Origin of the sequence: Zophobihabitans entericus (assembly GCF_011745665.1) — a bacterium.
Classification (GTDB): Bacteria; Pseudomonadota; Gammaproteobacteria; order Enterobacterales; family Orbaceae; genus Zophobihabitans; species Zophobihabitans entericus.
This window is the reverse complement of record NZ_CP050253.1, coordinates 1902221-1920928: the sequence shown is the minus strand read 5'-3', so window position 1 is coordinate 1920928 and position 18708 is coordinate 1902221. Positions and strand designations below refer to the sequence as shown.

18 protein-coding genes are annotated in these 18708 nt (G+C 40.3%); 10 read left to right on the top strand and 8 right to left on the bottom strand.

What is annotated here, in order from left to right:
- Positions 1-6: 6 nt before the first annotated feature.
- From IPMB12_RS08690 to IPMB12_RS08675, 4 genes are all read right to left on the bottom strand, one after another.
- Positions 7-357, bottom strand: a complete 351-nt coding sequence (locus IPMB12_RS08690; protein WP_166916880.1) for a RidA family protein — start codon at positions 355-357, stop codon at positions 7-9.
- 75 nt (positions 358-432) lie between these two features.
- Complete coding sequence (gene uvrB / locus IPMB12_RS08685; RefSeq protein WP_166916878.1) at positions 433-2436, bottom strand: excinuclease ABC subunit UvrB; 2004 nt, start codon at positions 2434-2436, stop codon at positions 433-435.
- A gap of 408 nt (positions 2437-2844) precedes the next feature.
- Positions 2845-4302 (bottom strand): molybdate ABC transporter ATP-binding protein ModF, encoded by a 1458-nt coding sequence (modF, locus tag IPMB12_RS08680; protein ID WP_166916875.1) that lies wholly within the window; start codon positions 4300-4302, stop codon positions 2845-2847.
- A 32-nt stretch (positions 4303-4334) separates the two neighbouring features.
- Positions 4335-5120 carry a TOBE domain-containing protein gene (locus IPMB12_RS08675; RefSeq protein WP_166916873.1) on the bottom strand — a complete coding sequence of 262 codons (786 nt, stop codon included), beginning with the start codon at positions 5118-5120 and terminating at the stop codon, positions 4335-4337.
- A 195-nt stretch (positions 5121-5315) separates the two neighbouring features.
- On the opposite strand from IPMB12_RS08675, the gene modA reads away from it, so the two are divergent.
- From modA to modC, 3 genes are read left to right on the top strand one after another with little or no spacing between them, the layout of a single operon-like run.
- A complete protein-coding gene (modA, locus tag IPMB12_RS08670) occupies positions 5316-6056 on the top strand; it encodes a molybdate ABC transporter substrate-binding protein (RefSeq protein WP_166916871.1) in 741 nt (246 codons plus the stop codon).
- Positions 6053-6742: a molybdate ABC transporter permease subunit gene (modB, locus tag IPMB12_RS08665; protein WP_166916869.1), complete on the top strand. Its 690-nt coding sequence runs from the start codon at positions 6053-6055 to the stop codon at positions 6740-6742. The genes modA and modB overlap by 4 nt, the downstream gene beginning before the upstream one ends.
- Positions 6743-7426 (top strand): molybdenum ABC transporter ATP-binding protein, encoded by a 684-nt coding sequence (modC, locus tag IPMB12_RS08660; protein WP_166916867.1) that lies wholly within the window; start codon positions 6743-6745, stop codon positions 7424-7426.
- A 23-nt stretch (positions 7427-7449) separates the two neighbouring features.
- Here modC and IPMB12_RS08655 read toward each other — a convergent pair whose 3' ends face one another.
- The 4 genes from IPMB12_RS08655 to folD all read right to left on the bottom strand — a co-directional run bounded on the left by IPMB12_RS08655 (position 7450) and on the right by folD (position 10037).
- The gene (locus IPMB12_RS08655) at positions 7450-7839 is read right to left on the bottom strand and encodes a DUF1801 domain-containing protein (RefSeq protein ID WP_166916865.1); all 390 of its coding nucleotides are present in this window, start codon (positions 7837-7839) and stop codon (positions 7450-7452) included.
- Between the two features lie 27 nt (positions 7840-7866).
- Positions 7867-8601, bottom strand: coding sequence for a UDP-2,3-diacylglucosamine diphosphatase (locus IPMB12_RS08650; protein WP_166916863.1), 735 nt, complete (start codon positions 8599-8601; stop codon positions 7867-7869).
- A gap of 20 nt (positions 8602-8621) precedes the next feature.
- A complete protein-coding gene (ppiB, locus tag IPMB12_RS08645; protein WP_166916861.1) occupies positions 8622-9113 on the bottom strand; it encodes a peptidylprolyl isomerase B in 492 nt (163 codons plus the stop codon).
- Positions 9114-9185: 72 nt separating this feature from the next.
- Positions 9186-10037, bottom strand: coding sequence for a bifunctional methylenetetrahydrofolate dehydrogenase/methenyltetrahydrofolate cyclohydrolase FolD (gene folD / locus IPMB12_RS08640; RefSeq protein ID WP_166916859.1), 852 nt, complete (start codon positions 10035-10037; stop codon positions 9186-9188).
- Between the two features lie 1162 nt (positions 10038-11199).
- On the opposite strand from folD, the gene IPMB12_RS08635 reads away from it, so the two are divergent.
- The 7 genes from IPMB12_RS08635 to IPMB12_RS08605 all read left to right on the top strand — a co-directional run bounded on the left by IPMB12_RS08635 (position 11200) and on the right by IPMB12_RS08605 (position 18618).
- Entirely contained in the window at positions 11200-12063 is an 864-nt protein-coding gene (locus IPMB12_RS08635; RefSeq protein ID WP_166916856.1) for a MurR/RpiR family transcriptional regulator, read from the top strand.
- A 101-nt stretch (positions 12064-12164) separates the two neighbouring features.
- On the top strand, positions 12165-13193 hold the full coding sequence (locus IPMB12_RS08630; protein ID WP_166916855.1) for a 2-dehydro-3-deoxygalactonokinase: 1029 nt from the start codon (positions 12165-12167) through the stop codon (positions 13191-13193).
- Positions 13190-13813, top strand: a complete 624-nt coding sequence (locus tag IPMB12_RS08625; RefSeq protein WP_166916853.1) for a 2-dehydro-3-deoxy-6-phosphogalactonate aldolase — start codon at positions 13190-13192, stop codon at positions 13811-13813. The genes IPMB12_RS08630 and IPMB12_RS08625 overlap by 4 nt, the downstream gene beginning before the upstream one ends.
- Positions 13814-13853: 40 nt before the next feature.
- Positions 13854-15290, top strand: a complete 1437-nt coding sequence (locus IPMB12_RS08620) for an N-acyl-D-amino-acid deacylase family protein (protein WP_166916851.1) — start codon at positions 13854-13856, stop codon at positions 15288-15290.
- A 54-nt stretch (positions 15291-15344) separates the two neighbouring features.
- On the top strand, positions 15345-15734 hold the full coding sequence (locus IPMB12_RS08615) for a RidA family protein (RefSeq protein ID WP_166916849.1): 390 nt from the start codon (positions 15345-15347) through the stop codon (positions 15732-15734).
- 41 nt (positions 15735-15775) lie between these two features.
- Positions 15776-17218: a sodium:solute symporter family protein gene (locus IPMB12_RS08610; protein WP_166916847.1), complete on the top strand. Its 1443-nt coding sequence runs from the start codon at positions 15776-15778 to the stop codon at positions 17216-17218.
- Between the two features lie 146 nt (positions 17219-17364).
- A complete protein-coding gene (locus IPMB12_RS08605; protein ID WP_166916845.1) occupies positions 17365-18618 on the top strand; it encodes an amino acid deaminase in 1254 nt (417 codons plus the stop codon).
- Positions 18619-18708: the final 90 nt, after the last annotated feature.

Sequence of the window (18708 nt, the reverse complement as noted above, 5' to 3'; positions counted from 1 at the left end):
GACTAATTACCCTTTCACCGCAGCCACAATTTTGATTTCAACTTTGTAGCTGTCTTTCATCAGACCTGAATGCACAGTACAACGAACTGGAGCACTACCCGCAACCACCCATTCATCCCACGCTTTATTCATCGCCTGAAAGTCTTCTTTATTAACCAAAAAAATCGTGGCATCTAAGATCATTGATTTATCGCTATTTACCCGTGCAAGCATGGCATCAATTTCTGCCAGAGTGCTTTTGGTTTGTTCATAGGCATCTGCCACTAAATTAGCTGGAACACTGGTGTAATAAACTACGCCATTGTGAACAACGGCTTCCGACCAACGAGCTGCCGGATCAATTCTTGTAATAGACATAATGTCTCCTTTCTTATGATATTGATATAATTCCTGACAATACCTGTTTCATATCCAGCATATTGTCTTAATACCTTACGATATCTGAATAAATTCTTCTCTTAACTGCTTAATCTCATCACGCAGAACGCCAGCTTTTTCAAATTCCAGATTCTTAGCAGCTTCATACATTTGTGCTTCCAGCTCTTTAATATGCTGATGAATATCTTTAACCGATAACGCTGCATAATGTTTAGTTTGCTCTGCCGCCTTACCTTTACTGGTTTTCTTACCACCCATTTGAGTAATTTCCAGTATATCTTTAATCCGTTTAATCACCGATTTTGGTGTAATACCATGCTCAGTATTATAAGCTTCCTGCTTAATACGACGACGCGCAGTTTCATCAATCGTTCTTTGCATTGACGGCGTAATCTTATCGGCATATAAAATTGCTTTACCATTCGCATTACGCGCGGCACGTCCAACTGTCTGCATGAGTGCACTTTCAGAGCGCAGGAACCCTTCTCTATCCGCGTCAAGCACTGCCACAAGTGAGACTTCCGGAATATCTAAACCTTCTCGTAACAAGTTGATCCCAACCAGTACATCGATCTCACCTAAACGTAAATCACGAATGATTTCCATACGCTCAACGGTATTAATATCTGAGTGCAGATACTTAACATTGACCTGATGCTCTGCCAGATAATCCGATAAGTTCTCTGACATACGTTTGGTTAATGTGGTTACGATAATCCTTTCATTATTAGCCACGCGCTGACGAATTTCTGACAGCAAATCATCCACCTGTGTTGTTGCCGGTCTGACTTCAATAATTGGGTCAAGTAATCCGGTTGGACGCACTACCTGCTCAATAATCTCGGTGCCTGATTTTTCTAACTCATATTTAGCCGGTGTCGCTGACACATAGATGGTCTGGGGCATAATACTTTCAAATTCAGCAAAACGCAGTGGACGGTTATCCAGTGCTGATGGTAAACGGAAACCATATTCAACCAGTGTCATCTTACGTGAACGGTCACCATTATACATACCGGAGATTTGCGGAACACCAACGTGAGATTCATCAATAAACAATAAGCCATCTGCCGGCAGATAGTCGAACAAGGTCGATGGTGGTTCACCGGTTTGACGCTGATCCAGATACAGTGAATAGTTTTCGATCCCTGAACAATAACCCATTTCCGTCATCATCTCTAAATCAAACTGAGTACGCTGTGTTAATCGCTGCTCTTCAACCAAACGGTGATTATCTAACAGCTCTTTCTGGCGTTTAGTTAAATCCACCTTAATCTGTTCTACCGCTTTCATCAAAATATCACGCGGCGTAGCATAATGCGTTTTAGGGTGAATAGTGATACGTGGTACTTCACTCACCGTGTGACCTGTTAACGGATCAAAAATACTAATACGTTCAACTTCGTTATCAAATAACTCGATTTTCACCGCAGTAGAATCTGAATCAGCCGGGAAAATATCAATCACATCACCACGCACGCGGAACGTACCACGGAAGAAGCCAACATCATTACGCTTATATTGAAGTTCTGCCAGACGAGTTAAAATCGCACGCTGATCGGTAATTGTGCCTTTAGTTAAATGCAAAATCATTGCCATATAACTTTCAGGTGCACCAAGTCCATAGATTGCCGAGACCGAAGCTACAATAATGACATCACGACGTTCCAGCATCGATTTAGTCGCTGACAGACGCATTTGTTCTATATGCTCATTGATAGACGCATCCTTTTCAATAAATGTATCTGTAGTTGGCACATAAGATTCCGGCTGATAATAATCATAGTACGACACAAAATACTCAACTGCATTATTGGGGAAAAACTCTTTCATCTCTCCATATAACTGTGCCGCAAGTGTTTTATTCGGTGCCAAAATGATCGTTGGACGATTATGTGTAGCAATGACGTTTGCCATAGTAAATGTTTTACCTGAACCCGTTACTCCAAGCAGAGTCTGGTGGGCAATACCGTCTTGTAAATTTTCATTTATTCGTCTAATTGCTTCTGGCTGATCACCGGCTGGTTTGAAGCTAGAACACAATTCAAATTTTTTCATTAAAATAGTACCTTAAATTTTACCTATTAATAAATTTATCCCCAAAAAAGCTTGACCTTTTATTTTTCTTCATTTTTTACTTCTTTTGAGGAAAATTAACTAACTTATGCTTATCAAAATCGTTATTGATTTAATATAACTATTTGATTTTAAAAGAAATGACGTTTTATGATTACAATCTAAACAAATTAGCCTAATTACAGACGCTATCAGCATTTTTTGCCATTTCTATTAAACTATCAACAGAGTTATCCACAGCCTTCGGGGATAACTTACTAAAGCCTAGTGTTATCTATATTTTTTCCCTTACGGGTAAAAATCCAAGATAAAAATTCCGGCTAATTTAAATTTTTTTTAATACTTTTTATCTATTTTTAAATGCACTTTAATAGCTTGACAGCTACCCGCCTATAAACGTTCGAACTGATATTGATAAACACTCTCTTTTACATGAACAAATGTTAATCGATGTGTAATACAAGCCGGTGCATCTTCCGCATGATGAGACACAAATAACAATTGACTCTGCCCTTCCCGAATCAATAAATCGATCCAGCGTTTTACCAGTTCACGATTTAGCTGATCTAAGCCTTGTAACGGCTCATCCAGAATAAGCAGTGTCGGGTGTTTAACTAAAGCTCTTGCGATTAACACAATACGCTGCTGTCCCCATGACAAGGCATGAAACGGTTGCTCAGCGTATTTATTTAGTCCCAGTAGGGTCAGCCACTGCATGGCCAGATTACGCTGCTTATCACTAATGGCATTATAAACGCCAATAGAGTCAAAATATCCTGACACCAGTACATTCATTACGCTGGAACTCACCCGATAATCCAGATGCAGACTGCTGCTGACATAACCAATATGCTTTTTGATATCCCAGATCGTTTCACCAGAACCGCGTCTTCGTCCAAATAAGGTCAAATCATTACTGTACCCTTGAGGATGATCACCTGTCACCAGACTAAGCAGTGTTGACTTACCTGCTCCATTTGGACCAACAATCTGCCAGTGTTCACCTGACTTAACCTGCCAGCTTAACCCCTGAATAATCGGCCGATCATTATAGTGAACATGAGCATCATTAAGCACAATTAAGGCATCGGTTGTTGATGGTCTGACAGGTTCTTCATCAGCATCAGGCAACGTAATATGCTCTAAATGTTCCAGATTACTGAGTTGTGTCACCACCGGGTCAGCCATTAACTCTGCTTTTTTACCCGTTTTAATTAATTCACACTCAACTAGAACGCCAATATTCTCAATAAAATCAGGTATATCATCAAACCGATTAAGTACAAGTACAATCGTGATCCCATGACCTGAAAGTTGTTCCAATAACTTAGCCAATTGTTGACGCGATAACACATCCAGTCCATCAAATGGTTCATCCAGCACTAACAAATCCGGTTCAGACATTAATGTCTGGCACAATAATGTTTTACGTGTTTCACCGGTGGATAAATATTTAAAACGACGGCTCAGTAAATGACTGATACCAAATTGCTGTGCCAGTTGCTGACAACGCGCTTCATTCTTAATATGTTCCTGAATAATTTCAGCTGTGGTTCTTCCTGTATCATCCTCGCCCGGGCTGAGTAAATCAGTATTATTGCGTTGCCACTCTTCTTCAACCAATTTCTGCAATTGCTCAAGCGAAATACGGGCAATAGTCGTAAACTGATTCGTCACTTCACCACTCAATAATGGCAGAACATTAGCTAACGCTTTAGCCAGTGTTGATTTACCGCTGCCATTACTGCCAACAAAAGCCCAGCTGCTACCGGAAGAGATAGTTAACTCCGGAATGGTAAAAACTCGGGTGTCACTAATACGATATTTTGCTTGTTTAATCGCTAACATATTAAAACCTCTTTATAAATCAATAAGTTTTATCACACCAGTGTTGCAATAATAATATTTTCCGGATGAATATTGATATATACCGTTTGATTGAGCTGAAGATTGAGCGCCTGAAATTCCTGCGTGAGTTTGGTTGCACAAATCACCACATCATCTGAAAGTGATAAATCCAGCTCACTCCAGATATTATCCTGACGAATTTGTTTAATCGTGGCTTTAAAACTGTTTTCACTCAACGAGTTTGTTAAGGATATGGCTACTGCCGGTGCTTTTATCAAGAGAATAACCGCTTTATTTTTACTTAACTGTAAACGGTCAATACTACGCCTTGTCACATTCACTTTTATCACTGTTTGCTGATCATTTAGCATGATAATGACCTGACTATAAACAGTATTTGATATTACGTCAGAGATAGTGCCATACAACTGATTACGCGCACTAGTTTGTAACGAAAGTCTGGCTGTTGCTGCCAGTAAATTATCCAGTGGGGCATCATCGTCACTAAGGATATTGAACGCATTATGCTGAATAGTCGTCAGTAAATCATATAACTGAATAAAACGTACTGCATAAGCTGTCAACTGAGCACCGCCACCGCCTTTACCTCCGGTCATACTATTAACCAGTGGATGTAAAGAGAGCTGATTCATCTCATGAATCGCATCCCAGGCAGTTTTATAACTCACCCCAACAATTTTAGCCGCCTGAGATAAAGAACCAGTTTTATCGATCTGTTTTAATAAAGCAATACGACGAGGATCAGCAAACAGTTGCTGATTTCGTTTTAAGGTTAATAAAATTTCAGATTCAGACATATCAGGCTCTATGCACACTTACCCTGTCAGGCGAAAAATAGTTATCAAATAATTGTGTCATATTATACGCGCTATTCAAGAAAATTTCTTTGATTCCTTCCTCTGTACGAACAGATTTACATCTGATATTATCGTTATGTTTTTTATTATATAACGAATATATTTGTCCTCACTCACTATTACCTGGGATCTGTTATGAAAAAACTGATTGGGATTATCGCTGTCTTATTTTGTTTAAATGTTAATGCAGAACAAAAAGTCACTGTCTTTGCTGCTGCTTCTCTGACTAACGCCATGGAAGATATTGGTAAGTTATATGAGCAACAAAATCAGGATACTAAAATTGTTTTCTCTTTTGCTTCATCATCAACGCTAGCCAGACAAATTGAACAAGGTGCACCTGTTGATATTTTTATGTCTGCCGATCAAAAATGGATGGATTACCTGATTGAGAAAAATATCGTTAAACAAAAAGAAACCCTACTAAAAAACTCACTGGTATTAATTACCGCAGCAGATTCAACACTAACTGATGTGACAATCAATAAGCAAACTGACTGGAGTCAATTACTACCAACGGGTGAGCGTTTAGCTGTTGGTGACCCTGACCACGTTCCGGCTGGTTTATATGCTAAAGAATCACTGACTAATCTAGGTGTATATAGCAAACTTGAACCACAACTTGCGCGTGCTAATAACGTTCGTGCAGCACTAACTTTAGTCGAATTGCAAGAAACACCAATTGGTATCGTCTACAGCACAGATGCTAAAGTAAGTAATAAAGTGAAAATCATCGGTGAATTCCCGGCTGATACTTTTGCATCCATTGAATACCCGGTTGCGCTTTTAAATAAAGATGCAGAAGGTTTCTATAACTTCTTACAAACTGATCTGGCTAAAGCAGTATTTGATCAATATGGTTTTGTGACTCAATGATACTAACTGACTCAGAATGGCAGGTATTGCTACTCAGCTTAAAAATAGCCGGAGCAGCAATTGTTTTTAGTTTACCGCTCGGCATTTTAGTCGCATGGCTGCTTGCCCGTCGCCAGTTCTGGGGCAAATCTCTGTTTGATAGCATCATCCATTTACCGCTTGTTTTGCCACCTGTTGTGCTTGGTTATCTGTTACTGATCACCATGGGCAGGCGCGGTTTTATCGGTGCATGGCTATACGAACATTTTAATATCAGCTTTAGTTTAAACTGGAAAGGTGCAGCACTGGCTTCTGCCGTTGTGGCTTTTCCACTGGTTGTTCGCTCTATTCGTTTATCAATTGAATCGATCGATTTACGGCTTGAAAATGTAGCCAGAACACTGGGCGCGACCAGATTACGCATCTTTTTTACTATCACCCTGCCACTGGCTTTACCTGGAATCTTGATGGGTATCGTGCTTGGTTTTGCCCGTTGTCTTGGGGAGTTTGGCGCCACAATTACCTTTGTGTCTAATATTCCTGGCGAAACCCGTACCTTACCACTAGCCATGTACACGCTAATTGAAAGTCCAAATGGTGAGCAAGCTGCGATGCGTCTATGTGTTATTGCTATTATTCTATCACTTGGTGCCCTGCTTTTTTCTGACTGGCTATTGCGCTGGCACAAACGAAAACTCGCGGGGTAAATGATGCTAATTATTCAGGCTAAAAAACGGCTCGCCCACTTTACCTTATGTGTTAATACTCAGCTTGCCTGTGAGGGAGTCACTGCTGTACTTGGCGTATCAGGTTCAGGAAAAACGACTTTAATCAATCTCATTAATGGCTTAACTAAACCTGATCAAGGCTTGATTCAGTGGAATAATACGATTCTGTTCGATACCGAGAATTCTATTTTCATTCCGCCTGAGAGACGCCATATCGGTACCGTATTTCAGGAAGCCTTACTTTTTCCTCATTATAAAGTCATCAATAATCTGACTTATGGTATGGCTCCTCATATGCAGCGCCGGTTTGATGAAATTATTGATGTCCTCAATATTCGTAACTTACTCAATCGTTACCCGGCAATGCTTTCTGGTGGTGAAAAACAGCGTGTCTCAATCGGACGAGCACTTCTTTCCGGTCCACGCTTCTTACTGATGGATGAACCCCTGTCAGCGCTGGATATGCCAAGAAAAAAAGAACTATTAACTTATATCCAAAAACTAGTGCAGGAAATCAATATTCCAATCATCTACGTCACACATAACATGAATGAAGCTCGGCAGATTGCCAGTCATGTACTGGTAATGAATCAGGGTGAAATTATTAACTCAGGCCCAACAGCACAAGTTTTGGAAAGTGATTATTTCAAAGACTGGTTATAGAACAAAATCGTGAGAAATCACCACTACTTTTTATGATAAGTAAGCGCCATCTCAATACACAGAGCAAGCTCTTTAACCGGTAATTTCTGCTTTGGGTCAAGAACAATAGCCCTATTCTTAGAAAACTCAAACAGGTCAGCAAACATTGCTCTGAATGTTCCAACAAGTGAAGTCTGACAATGAAAAAGAAGCGCGATTTTATTATCACCAAAGCGATCAATTCTAATCGGTGAGCCAAATTTTGTTGAATAACTTGGCTGATTCCATTTCAAACTTTCAGCAACAATCATTTCAGGAGAGAGCGTATCAGCGGTATCAAAAATAAGCTGGCGAATTGCCAGTAAAGATTTTTGGTATTCAACAGGATAATGATTAAAAACAGCAGCAACAGCCGGGGACTCAATAGGTTTCATTTAATCTCCTCCTCACCACTTAGGTATTCATGATAAATTCATAAAAGGCAGTAAAATCGGCGCCTCATCAAATACCACATAATCACAGGCATCATGCCACGCACCCAGCACAATACGTTGTACAGGTTGCCCATTCATCTCAAACTGATGAACAGCCGGTTTATGTGTATGCCCGTGGATCATAATCGTCGCCTGATACTTTTCCATGGTTTCAACAACAGTATCCTGATTGACATCTAAAATATAAGCTGACTTCTCAGAGTTGTATTTTTTGTTGTGCTTACGACTCTCTTTACGAATATCCCCGCCCAGTTTTTGGCGGAAAGAGCGCGGTAGCCAGAGAAAGATTTTTTGATAAAATTTAATACGGGTAAAACGACGAAAACGCTGATAGGACACATCATTGGTACATAACGTATCGCCATGCAGTATCACCACTTTAATATTATTTGGAGTAATTAAAGTCACATCAGGTAACAGTGTCATCTTACACAAAGCCGCATAAGGCTGACCGATCATAAAATCTCGATTACCCTGAATAAAATAAGTTTTGATGTTACGTCCAGATAACGCGGCTAACTCGCCAGCAATTTGCTGATGAAAATCAGTGAGAATGTCATCCCCGACCCAATAATCAAAAAGGTCACCTAAAATATACAGATTACTGCCATCAGGTAAACGATGCAGGAAACGCAAAAAGCCTTCGGTAATTGAAGGCTGTTTGATATCTAAATGAACGTCCGCAACAAAAAAACTTGTCATTGGTATTTATTCAACAATGACTATTCAACAGTAACGCTTTGAATCACAACGTCCTCAACAGGAACATCCTGATGCATACCGTTACGGCCAGTTTTAACACCTTTGATGGCATCAACTACATCCATACCTTCAACCACTTCAGCAAATACGGCATATCCCCAGCCATTCATATCTGATGAACGGTAATTTAAGAAGTCATTATCAACCACATTGATAAAGAACTGAGACGTTGCTGAATGCGGATCAGAAGTACGTGCCATAGAAAGCGTACCACGAGTATTTTTTAAACCGTTGTCTGCTTCATTTTTGATAGGCGCATTGTTACGTTTTTGTTTCATACCCGGTTCAAAGCCACCACCCTGAATCATAAAACCATTGATTACACGGTGAAAAATCGTGTTGTTATAAAAACCGTCCTGACAATATTTGATAAAGTTTTTAGAGGATTCCGGTGCTTCTTTATCAAACGTTTTGATCTTAATATCGCCTTTATTGGTATGAAAAATAATCATGATTTTTTCCTTAAATAATTAATCAATGCTAACCTCAGGGGCAGCTATATTCAGTTGTGTGGCTATTATCGCTTAAGAATGAAATTTTTCACAAGCTTCAAGTGTATTTCTAATCAGTGTAGCAACCGTCATTGGTCCTACACCACCCGGAACTGGCGTAATAAAACCAGCGCGTTGTGCTGCTGTATCAAACTCAACATCACCGACAACTTTGCCTGATGGAAGACGATTAATCCCCACATCGATCACAATAGCTCCCGGTTTAATCCATTCACCTTTTACAAAACCCGGCATACCAACACCGGCAATCACCACATCAGCACGACGCACATGGTCTTCTAAATCAACGGTACGGCTGTGAGTAATTGTGGTCGTGCAACCAATAAGTAATAATTCCATCGCCATCGGACGACCAACAATATTTGAAGCACCCACAACGACCGCATTTAAGCCAGAAAGCTTAACACCGGTTGACTCAAGCATAGTGACTATACCGTAAGGCGTACAAGGACGCAGTTTTGGATCACGCTGGCACAGGTGACCAATATTATAAGGGTGGAAACCATCCACATCTTTATTTGGGTGAATGTGTTCAAGCACTCGGGTTTTATCGATATTATCCGGTAAAGGTAGTTGTACTAAAATACCATCGATAGTGGGATCGTTATTTAATTCAGTAATTAAATCTAACAGTTCATCGGTACTCGAAGAAGGAAAATCATACGCTTTAGAAACTAAGCCCACTTCATCACACGCTTTACGTTTATTATTTACATAGATTTGTGATGCCGGGTCAGAACCAACCTGAATAACAGCTAAACCAGGAGCTCTTAAACCACTTGCTAAACGTTCTTTAACACGTTCTGCGACTTTACTACGAACCTGTTGTGCTAAAGCCTTACCATCAATAATTTTTGCTGACATGAACTTACCTAATCCTACAAATAATCGACCAAAAATAAAAACAGTGAGTATTGTCGCAAAAGATAGCGTTGTTGTCAGGTTTTTATCAAGAAATAAAATATTTAATAAAATCAAACAGTTAAATTAATTATAAGTTGTTGATTTTATTACAGTTTTTAAATAACCGGGGTAGAAAAGGTGCTGATTTTAAAGGTTTGGTGTTGTTATTAGCATGGTGATTGTCAGGGAGCACGCCCCGCCCTGCGTGTAATTTTTGTTTGGCGCTTGTTATTAACATGGGGTTTGGGGCGGACTGCGCCGCCCAGCGCAATGTTTTTGGTGATGTTGTAGGCTCAGTGAGACTTGATGGCCTACCGCACCCCATAGGCGCCCGCTCGAGGGCTCGCTAAGACCTATGAGGTACGCTCTCCATCAATCATAGCAACAGTGCTGTAACTTGAAATAAAACTATCAAATCAATTATCTCAACCATAAAATAAATATCAGAAAACTATAGAACTCATATCAAAATCAGAATCTAATTTTATCTTTTATCTTTAGATGTTATTAAAAGTAGACTAAGCTTAGCGGTGCTATGGAGTAAGCGTTACATGGCTTGCATGTTCAGCGCATCGGAATAGTACCGCTAAGCTCACCCACAGGCTAATTACAATCACCGTTCTAAGATCCATAAAGCGCGACTACGTCGCGCAACTCAAAACCCAATCTAAAATATTATCTTCTATCTTTGGATATTATAGAAAGTCAATTGAGCTTAGCAGTGCTATGGAGTAAGCGTTACATGGCTTGCATGTCCAGCGCATCGGAATAGTACCGCTAAGCTCACCCACAGGCTAATTACAACACCGCTCTAAGAGCCACAAAGCGTGGCTGCGCCACGCAACTCGAAAAAACCTAATTACTTTCACTGCACTAAGATCTAAAAGCGCGACTACGTCGCGCAACTCAAAAAATATTAAATAACATTATATCAATAAGGTTATTAGTTTTTATATTTTCAGTATCTTTTTTAACTTTTTGATTTTAAAAAACTAATTAAAAATTCCTCATAAATTATGATATTTAGTATCATAAAAACCTGCTGTATTTGTGTGTCCCTTCAAGGTTTTCTTTCTATTTTCCTGTAGACTTCCTATCATCAGATTATTGGTGGGAGAATGACATGAATTATCGTATTGATATTATTTCTCGCATTAAAGAGAAATTTGTTGAAATGACCGGTTCTGAAAAGAGAGTTGCCCAATTTATTTTGGATGACATCGAATCTGTTAGCCGTTTACCTATTGCCAAACTCGCTCATGAAATGGCAGTGAGCCCAGCTACTATCACGAGATTCGCAAAATCACTCGGCTGTGATGATGTACGTGACCTAAAACTAAGTCTGGCTCAGTCACTTTCCGCCGGACAACGCTTTATCAATGACGTTCCTGATCTAGACGGTATTCAGGGTGTCTATAGTACCATCATCAATGCATTAATGGTCAATCGTAATGTCATTGATGAAAAGGTTCTCAAAAAAGCCGCTAACTGGGTAAGTCATGCCAGACACACAATCGTCATTGGTATGGGCGGCGGTTCCAGTTTTGTGGCACAAGAAGTTCAGCATCGTTTATTCCGATTGGGAATCCCTGTTACATCCTATAACGATGGCTTATTAGTACGTATGGTGACTGCTGCAGTTGAAAAAAATGACGTAGTGATTGCCCTTTCTCTTGGCGGTTACACCAATGAAATTATCGAAAGTGTCGCTATTGCTAAACAATATGGTGCAAAAATTATTATTGTGACGCAAGAAAACACACCACTTGCCAAACATGCAGATGCCTTGTTACCCATCATCGTTCAGGAAAATGACTATATCTATAAACCAACTGCGTCCCGCTACGTGATGTTGGCTGCTATTGACGTACTGGCGACTGAACTTGGTGTTTCTAATCAGCGCCATGCCAGAGACCGCTTAAGGCGAGTTAAAGTTGCGCTAGATAGCCACCGCGGAGGAAACAACAGACAGCCTCTTGGTGATTAGCGTACTCCAGTAAATATTCATTAAAGAAACTAAATTTAATTTAGTGACCAGTTCATAACTGGTCATTCAGGGGATTTTTTTGCCTTTTTTTAGGAGAAGTTATGAGTGAAATACTACCTATAGTCACCATCGATTCTGGAACAACCAATACCAGAGTCAGAGTCTGGTCGGAACAAAAAGTGATTGCTGAAGCAACTCAATCTGTTGGTGTGCGCGATACCGCCATTACCGGAAATACTATTAAATTAAAACAAGCCGTCAAAACCGCGCTTGATGAAGCCTTACTGACTGCCAAAATTAAACCTGAACAACCTTTATTGATTCTGGCTTGTGGCATGATCACCTCTAATCTGGGACTTTGTGAAATTCCTCATCTGGTTACACCAGTCAGCATGAAAGATTTAGCCGCCAATATGGTAAAAAAATTATTGCCTGAAATATCCTCCTCACCGGTCTGGTTTATTCCCGGCGTTAAAAATAGTGCTAACCCTATTAGTCTTGATGATTGTGAAATGATGGATATCATGCGCGGTGAAGAAACCGAAACAATAGGTGTTCTTTCCCTGTCAGATATCAACTCTCCAGCATTAATTGTCTTACCGGGCTCACACTCTAAATTTGTCAAAATAGATCAACAAAAAAACATTACTGCCTGTACCACCACGATAGCGGGTGAGATGCTAGATATCATCACCCAGCAAACCATTATTAGTGGTTCACTGGATCATCAATTTGCAAAATCAATTGACCAGGATTATCTACTAAAAGGTGCTGCGTCTTGCCAAGACGTCGGTCTGGCACGTAGCTGTTTTCTGGTTCGTCTGCTGGATTTATTTGGCCAGACCACGATCAATCAACGAGCCAATTATCTACTTGGCGCTGTGCTATATGGCGATCTATTAACGATTAAACAAAGTCAGGCTCTTAACGTTGAGGCTGACACCACAATTATCCTGACTGGTAAAAAAATTCTACAACAAGCACTACAACTATTGATTTCTCACGACGATTTTTTTACCGGGAAAATTATCGAATTGAACGAACAAAAAGAACAACCCCTATCAGGTTTAGGCTCTATCGCTCTGGCAAAAATAGCTAATTTATTATCTGAAAAGGAGATATCTCAATGACATGGCAAACAACCAAAATTCCCTTAATTGCAATCTTAAGAGGAATCACTCCTGACGAAGTTGAACAGCACATCTCCTTATTGATTGAAGCAGGCTTTGATGCGATAGAGATTCCGCTGAACTCACCAAACTGGCAGGAAAGTATTCGTATTGCGGTAGAACGTTACGGACATTTGGCTCTGATAGGTGCCGGCACAGTCCTCAAAGCTGAACAGGTAGAAGAAGTTGCCCGTCTTGGCGGGCGATTAATTGTGACACCAAATATCAATGAAAGTGTAATTAAAAAAGCCCTACAACTAGGACTGGTGATTTGCCCCGGGTGTGCCACTGCCACAGAAGCTTTTACCGCTATTGATGCCGGTTCGCCTAATTTAAAAGTGTTCCCCTCTTCTGCCTTTGGTCCTGATTATATCAAAGCTTTAACCGCGGTGATTCCAAAACACATCGGTATTTTCGCGGTGGGTGGAATTACACCAGAAAACTTACATGATTATTTGCGGGCAGGTTGTGTCGGTGCAGGGCTGGGCAGCGATCTCTATAAAGCCGGGCAATCCCCTGACGCTACAAGACAAAAAGCAGCAGCATTTATTCAGGCTTACCAAAGCTTTAACAAACTTTAGTGAGCAAAATAACATTACAGGTGAATAAGGTAAAAATAGTATGAAATATGATTATGTATTTAAAAATGCCACGATTATTGATGGCTCAGGACAAGAAGGCTACCGTGCTGATCTTGCGGTAAAAAACGATAAAATAGCTAAAATTGCACTGAAAATTGATGATGAGGCGAATATCGTTATCGATTGTCAGGATAAAATATTATCCCCCGGTTTTATTGATGTCCACACACATGATGATTTAGTGGTGATCAGACAACCTGAGTATGAGGCTAAAACCTCACAAGGTGTCACCTCTATTATTGTTGGTAACTGTGGTATCAGTGGAGTTTGTGCTACGATGCATGGCGAAGTCCCTGATCCGATAAACCTACTCGGTGAACTGGATGAGTTTGTCTATCCTGACCTCAAATCTTATAAGCAAAAAATTAATGATATCTCACCCAGTGTCAATGTCGGCACCTTTGTTGGTCATACCACCTTACGTAATAACTGTGTGGAGTCACTGTTAAAACCAGCAACAGAAGCCAATGTTGCCGTGATGAAGCAAAAACTTATTGAAGCCATGGAGCAAGGTGCTTTAGGACTGACAACAGGCTTATCCTACGGTAACGCGATTAACTCCTCAACTGAAGAAATTTGTGCTCTGTCAGAAGTGCTTGCGCAGTATAAAGGACTTTATGCAACGCATATGCGTACTGAGTATGACTGTATTATTGACGCTATGCATGAGGCTTTCCTGATTGGCCGACATGGCAAAGTACCGGTTCAAATCTCTCATCATAAATGCGCCGGTGCTAAAAACTGGGGTAGAACAGTTGAAACATTAGCCCTGATTGATAAATATCGTAAACAACAAGACATCAGTTGTGATTGCTATCCTTATCGTGCCGGTTCTTCCAATCTGGATTTAGGTCAGGTTACCTCTGATTACGATATTGTGATTTCATGGTCAACACCTCATCCGGAGATGGCAGGTAAAACACTGGCAGAGATTGCCAAAATCTGGTCAGTCACACTACTTGCAGCAGCTGAAAAACTTCTCCCTGCTGGTGCCATTTATTTTCAGATGCATGAAGACGATGTCAGACGCGTCCTGCAACATGACACTTCAATGATTGGGTCAGACGGTCTGCCTTGTGATCCTAATCCTCACCCACGTTTATGGGGAACCTTTCCTCGCGTTTTAGGTTATTACAGTCGAGACGAGAAACTCTTTCCACTAGCCATCGCTATTCACAAGATGACAGGTAAATCAGCAGAGCGTTTCTCTCTCACGGGCAGAGGCTTTATTCGTGAGGACTATTTTGCCGATTTAGTGTTATTTGACCCGCAAAAAATTAATGCCAGCGCGACATTTGAAGATCCAAAACAAAAGGCTGACGGCATTGAATATGTGTTTGTAAACGGCGTTCTGACTTATACCCAAAAACAGATGACGGGTAAACGGGCAGGACGATTTATCGAAAGACAACAATAGTATCTATACAACAAAAATGATTAAAACAAAATTGATAAGCATAGGAGCAAGAACATGATTAAACGATATGGCATTGAAGGTGGTAAAGGGACAGGAGGACAATCCTTACCTTTTGCCAAAGCCGTTGCCGCAGACGGTTGGTTATATGTTTCGGGGCAAACCCCAATGATTGATGGTGAAATTATTGACGGCGGTATTATCGCTCAGTCACAATTAGCAATCCAAAATTGTCTGGATATTGTTGAGCAAGCCGGATTTAGTAAAGAAGATATTGTGCATATGAAGGTGTTCCTTACTGACGCACGTTACTTTCAATCATTTAATAAAGTATTTAAAGAGTTCTTTAGTGATTGTCCACCAGCCAGAGTGTGCTGTGTTGCGGACTTAGTTGTTGATTGCATGGTTGAAGTTGATATGACCTGCTTTAATAAAAAATTCAAATAAATTAAATAGATTACAAAGTAACGTAAGCTGGAGATATCTTTATGAATCATGATAATTTTTTAATGTGGTTTCTACTTTATGCGGTTGGGATGATGTTTATTGGCTGGTACGTGACCCGCCATCAAAAAACCGGTGATGATTTTATTCTTGGTGGACGTAAGTTACCGATGTTACTCACATTGGGCTCTACTGTTGGTACGATGGTTGGTACAGGCTCAAGTATCGGTGCGGTTAGTTTTGGTTATGCCAATGGTTGGGCTGGTATGCTATATGGTATTGGCGGTGCAACGGGTATTTTAGTCACTGCCTGGTTATTTGGACCGGTGCGTAACCTGCGTTTTATGACTATGAGTGAAGAACTTTGTTATTACACTGGTGGTAGTAAAGTCGTAAAAAACGTGGTGGCGCTAATTATCTTTTTAGCTTCTCTTGGCTGGCTGGGGGCACATATTTTAGGTGGTGGTCTGTATTTAGCCTGGGCTGCTGACATTGATATTACTGTTGCTAAAATCATTATTGCCGTTGGCTTCATCTTCTATGTCGGAATCGGCGGATATAAAGCAGTATCCTGGATCGATACTTTACAATCTATTGTCTTGTTCCTAGGCTTTATTGTTCTGGCAGTGATGTCAGTCAGTTACGTTGGTGGCTGGGATGTGGTTGTGGCTAACACTGACCCAAAAGCCTTTACCCCATTTGGTATTGGTAAGTTAGGTATTTTGCCAGCGATTTCGCTCTCAATAGTGATTTGTATTGGAGTTTTAGCAACACCATCTTATCGTCAACGCATTTACGCAGCAAAATCAACCACAGCTATCAGACAATCCTTTATCATTACTGGTTTGCTCTATATGGGTTTCTCGTTCTTACCGGCTATTATCGGTATGGCAACTCATGTAATGGAACCGAATCTTGAAAATAGTAGTTTCGCCTTCTTATACGCAACTAACGCTTTACCTTATGCATTGGCAATGGTGGTATTAATCGCTGGGATGTCTGCCAATATGTCATCAGGTAGTTCTGATGCAATCGCAGGTGTTTCTATTATTCTACGCGATATTTATACCTTAATTACTGGCAAAATGCCGCCAAAAGACAAAGCGATTAACTTATCCCGTTTATTCCTGTTAGTGGTTATTTGTTTGGCGTTGGTCTTTGCATTAACTTCCAATGACATCATCGGTTATATCACTAAAATGATTTCAACCGTAATGTCAGGTATGTGTATCTCTGTATTACTTGGTAAATTCTGGATGCGCTTTAACTGGCAAGGTTGTATCGCTGCGTTACTTGGTGGTAGCTTAACGTCAGTAGCCATTATTCTAAACAGTGACTGGTCTGCTTATTTTGGTAATCCATGTATTCCTGCCTTAACGGTGAGTTTAGTTGCTTCTGTACTTGTTACCTTGGTTACTCCGGCAAATAAATTATCCCGCGAGGAAGTCCTAAAAATGATCACTGATGAGCGTGAAAATAATGCTTAAAAAAGTGATTGATTAAGTCATCAGTAAATCTTAATAAGAGAGGGTTACTCCTCTCTTATCCATTCAATGATTTTATATTGATGAACAGAATATTTTTAGTAGCGCTTTGAATATTTTATCAAAGTGTGATGAATAAGAGGGATAGTATGAAAAATCAATTAATATCAGGCAAGCTGGATCATAAAGCCGCGGCCATGTCTCATTCTACGGACGGACAGATCAATATTCTTAATGAAGATGTGTGCTTACCCGTCGTCGTGATTAAAGAGCAGATACTTGATAATAACATTCGCTGGATGCAGGATTATACAAATGCCTGTCAGGTTTCTTTAGCACCTCATGGTAAAACCACTATGACGCCGGCTATTTTCAAGAAACAGTTACAAGCCGGAGCATGGGGAATTGGTGTGGGTACAGCTTATCAGGCCAAAATTGCTATTGAATCGGGTATCACCAATATCATTATGGCAAATCAGCTGATTGGTAAAGCCAATATGTTATTTGTGTCAAAACTCAAACAACAGTCAAATACTAAGATTTTTTGTTGTGTAGATAATAAAGGGAATGCTTTACAGCTTTCAACCCATTTTGCTGCACAAGAACAAACGATGAATGTGTTACTGGAACTTGGTATTGAAGGAGGCAGATGCGGCTGCCGCTCTGAGTCAGAAGCGATCGAGCTGGCAAAATATATCCATTCCTTACCGGGGCTTAAATTGTCTGGTGTCGAATTTTATGAGGGCGTAATTCATAGTCAAAATGAACTGACGGATATTGATAAAATTAATGGCTTTTTAACTCGTGTCATCAACACATCTAACAATTTGATTAAATTAAATTTATTCCCAGACTCTGAAGAAGTTATTTTAACCGGAGCCGGCTCGGTCTGGTATGACCTTGTTTGCCAGCAAATGCAACAAGCCAATCTGGGACAGAATATACGTTATGTCATTCGCCCGGGATGCTACGTAACCCAGGATAAAGGCGTATATCAACAATCCCATAATGCGCTCAAAAACCGTAGTGAACTTGCCTGCCATATTCAGGGCGATTTAGCTTCAGCCATGGAACTGTGTGCGTTTGTACAATCTATGCCAGAGCCTGATTTAGCGATTATTGGTTTTGGTAAGCGTGATGCTGCTTTTGATGAAGGGCTTCCTCAGCCAATTGCCCATTATCGTCACGGTCAGGCAATGCCTTTTGTTACAGGTACTATGAAGACACAAAACATTATGGATCAACATGCTATGCTGCATTACAGTAAGGATGTTGATTTGCAGGTCGGTGATATTTTAATTTTTGGCACTTCGCACCCTTGTATTACCTTTGATAAGTGGCGTCAGCTCTATTTTGTTGATGGGCAGTATAATGTGCTGGAAGCGGTAGAGACGTATTTTTAAATTAAGTAATGATAGAAAGGTTTTAACAATCAAAAGTTTCTCACTATTAGTTAGCTTTTGAGCGGGGCATTGCCCCGCTTTACACAATAT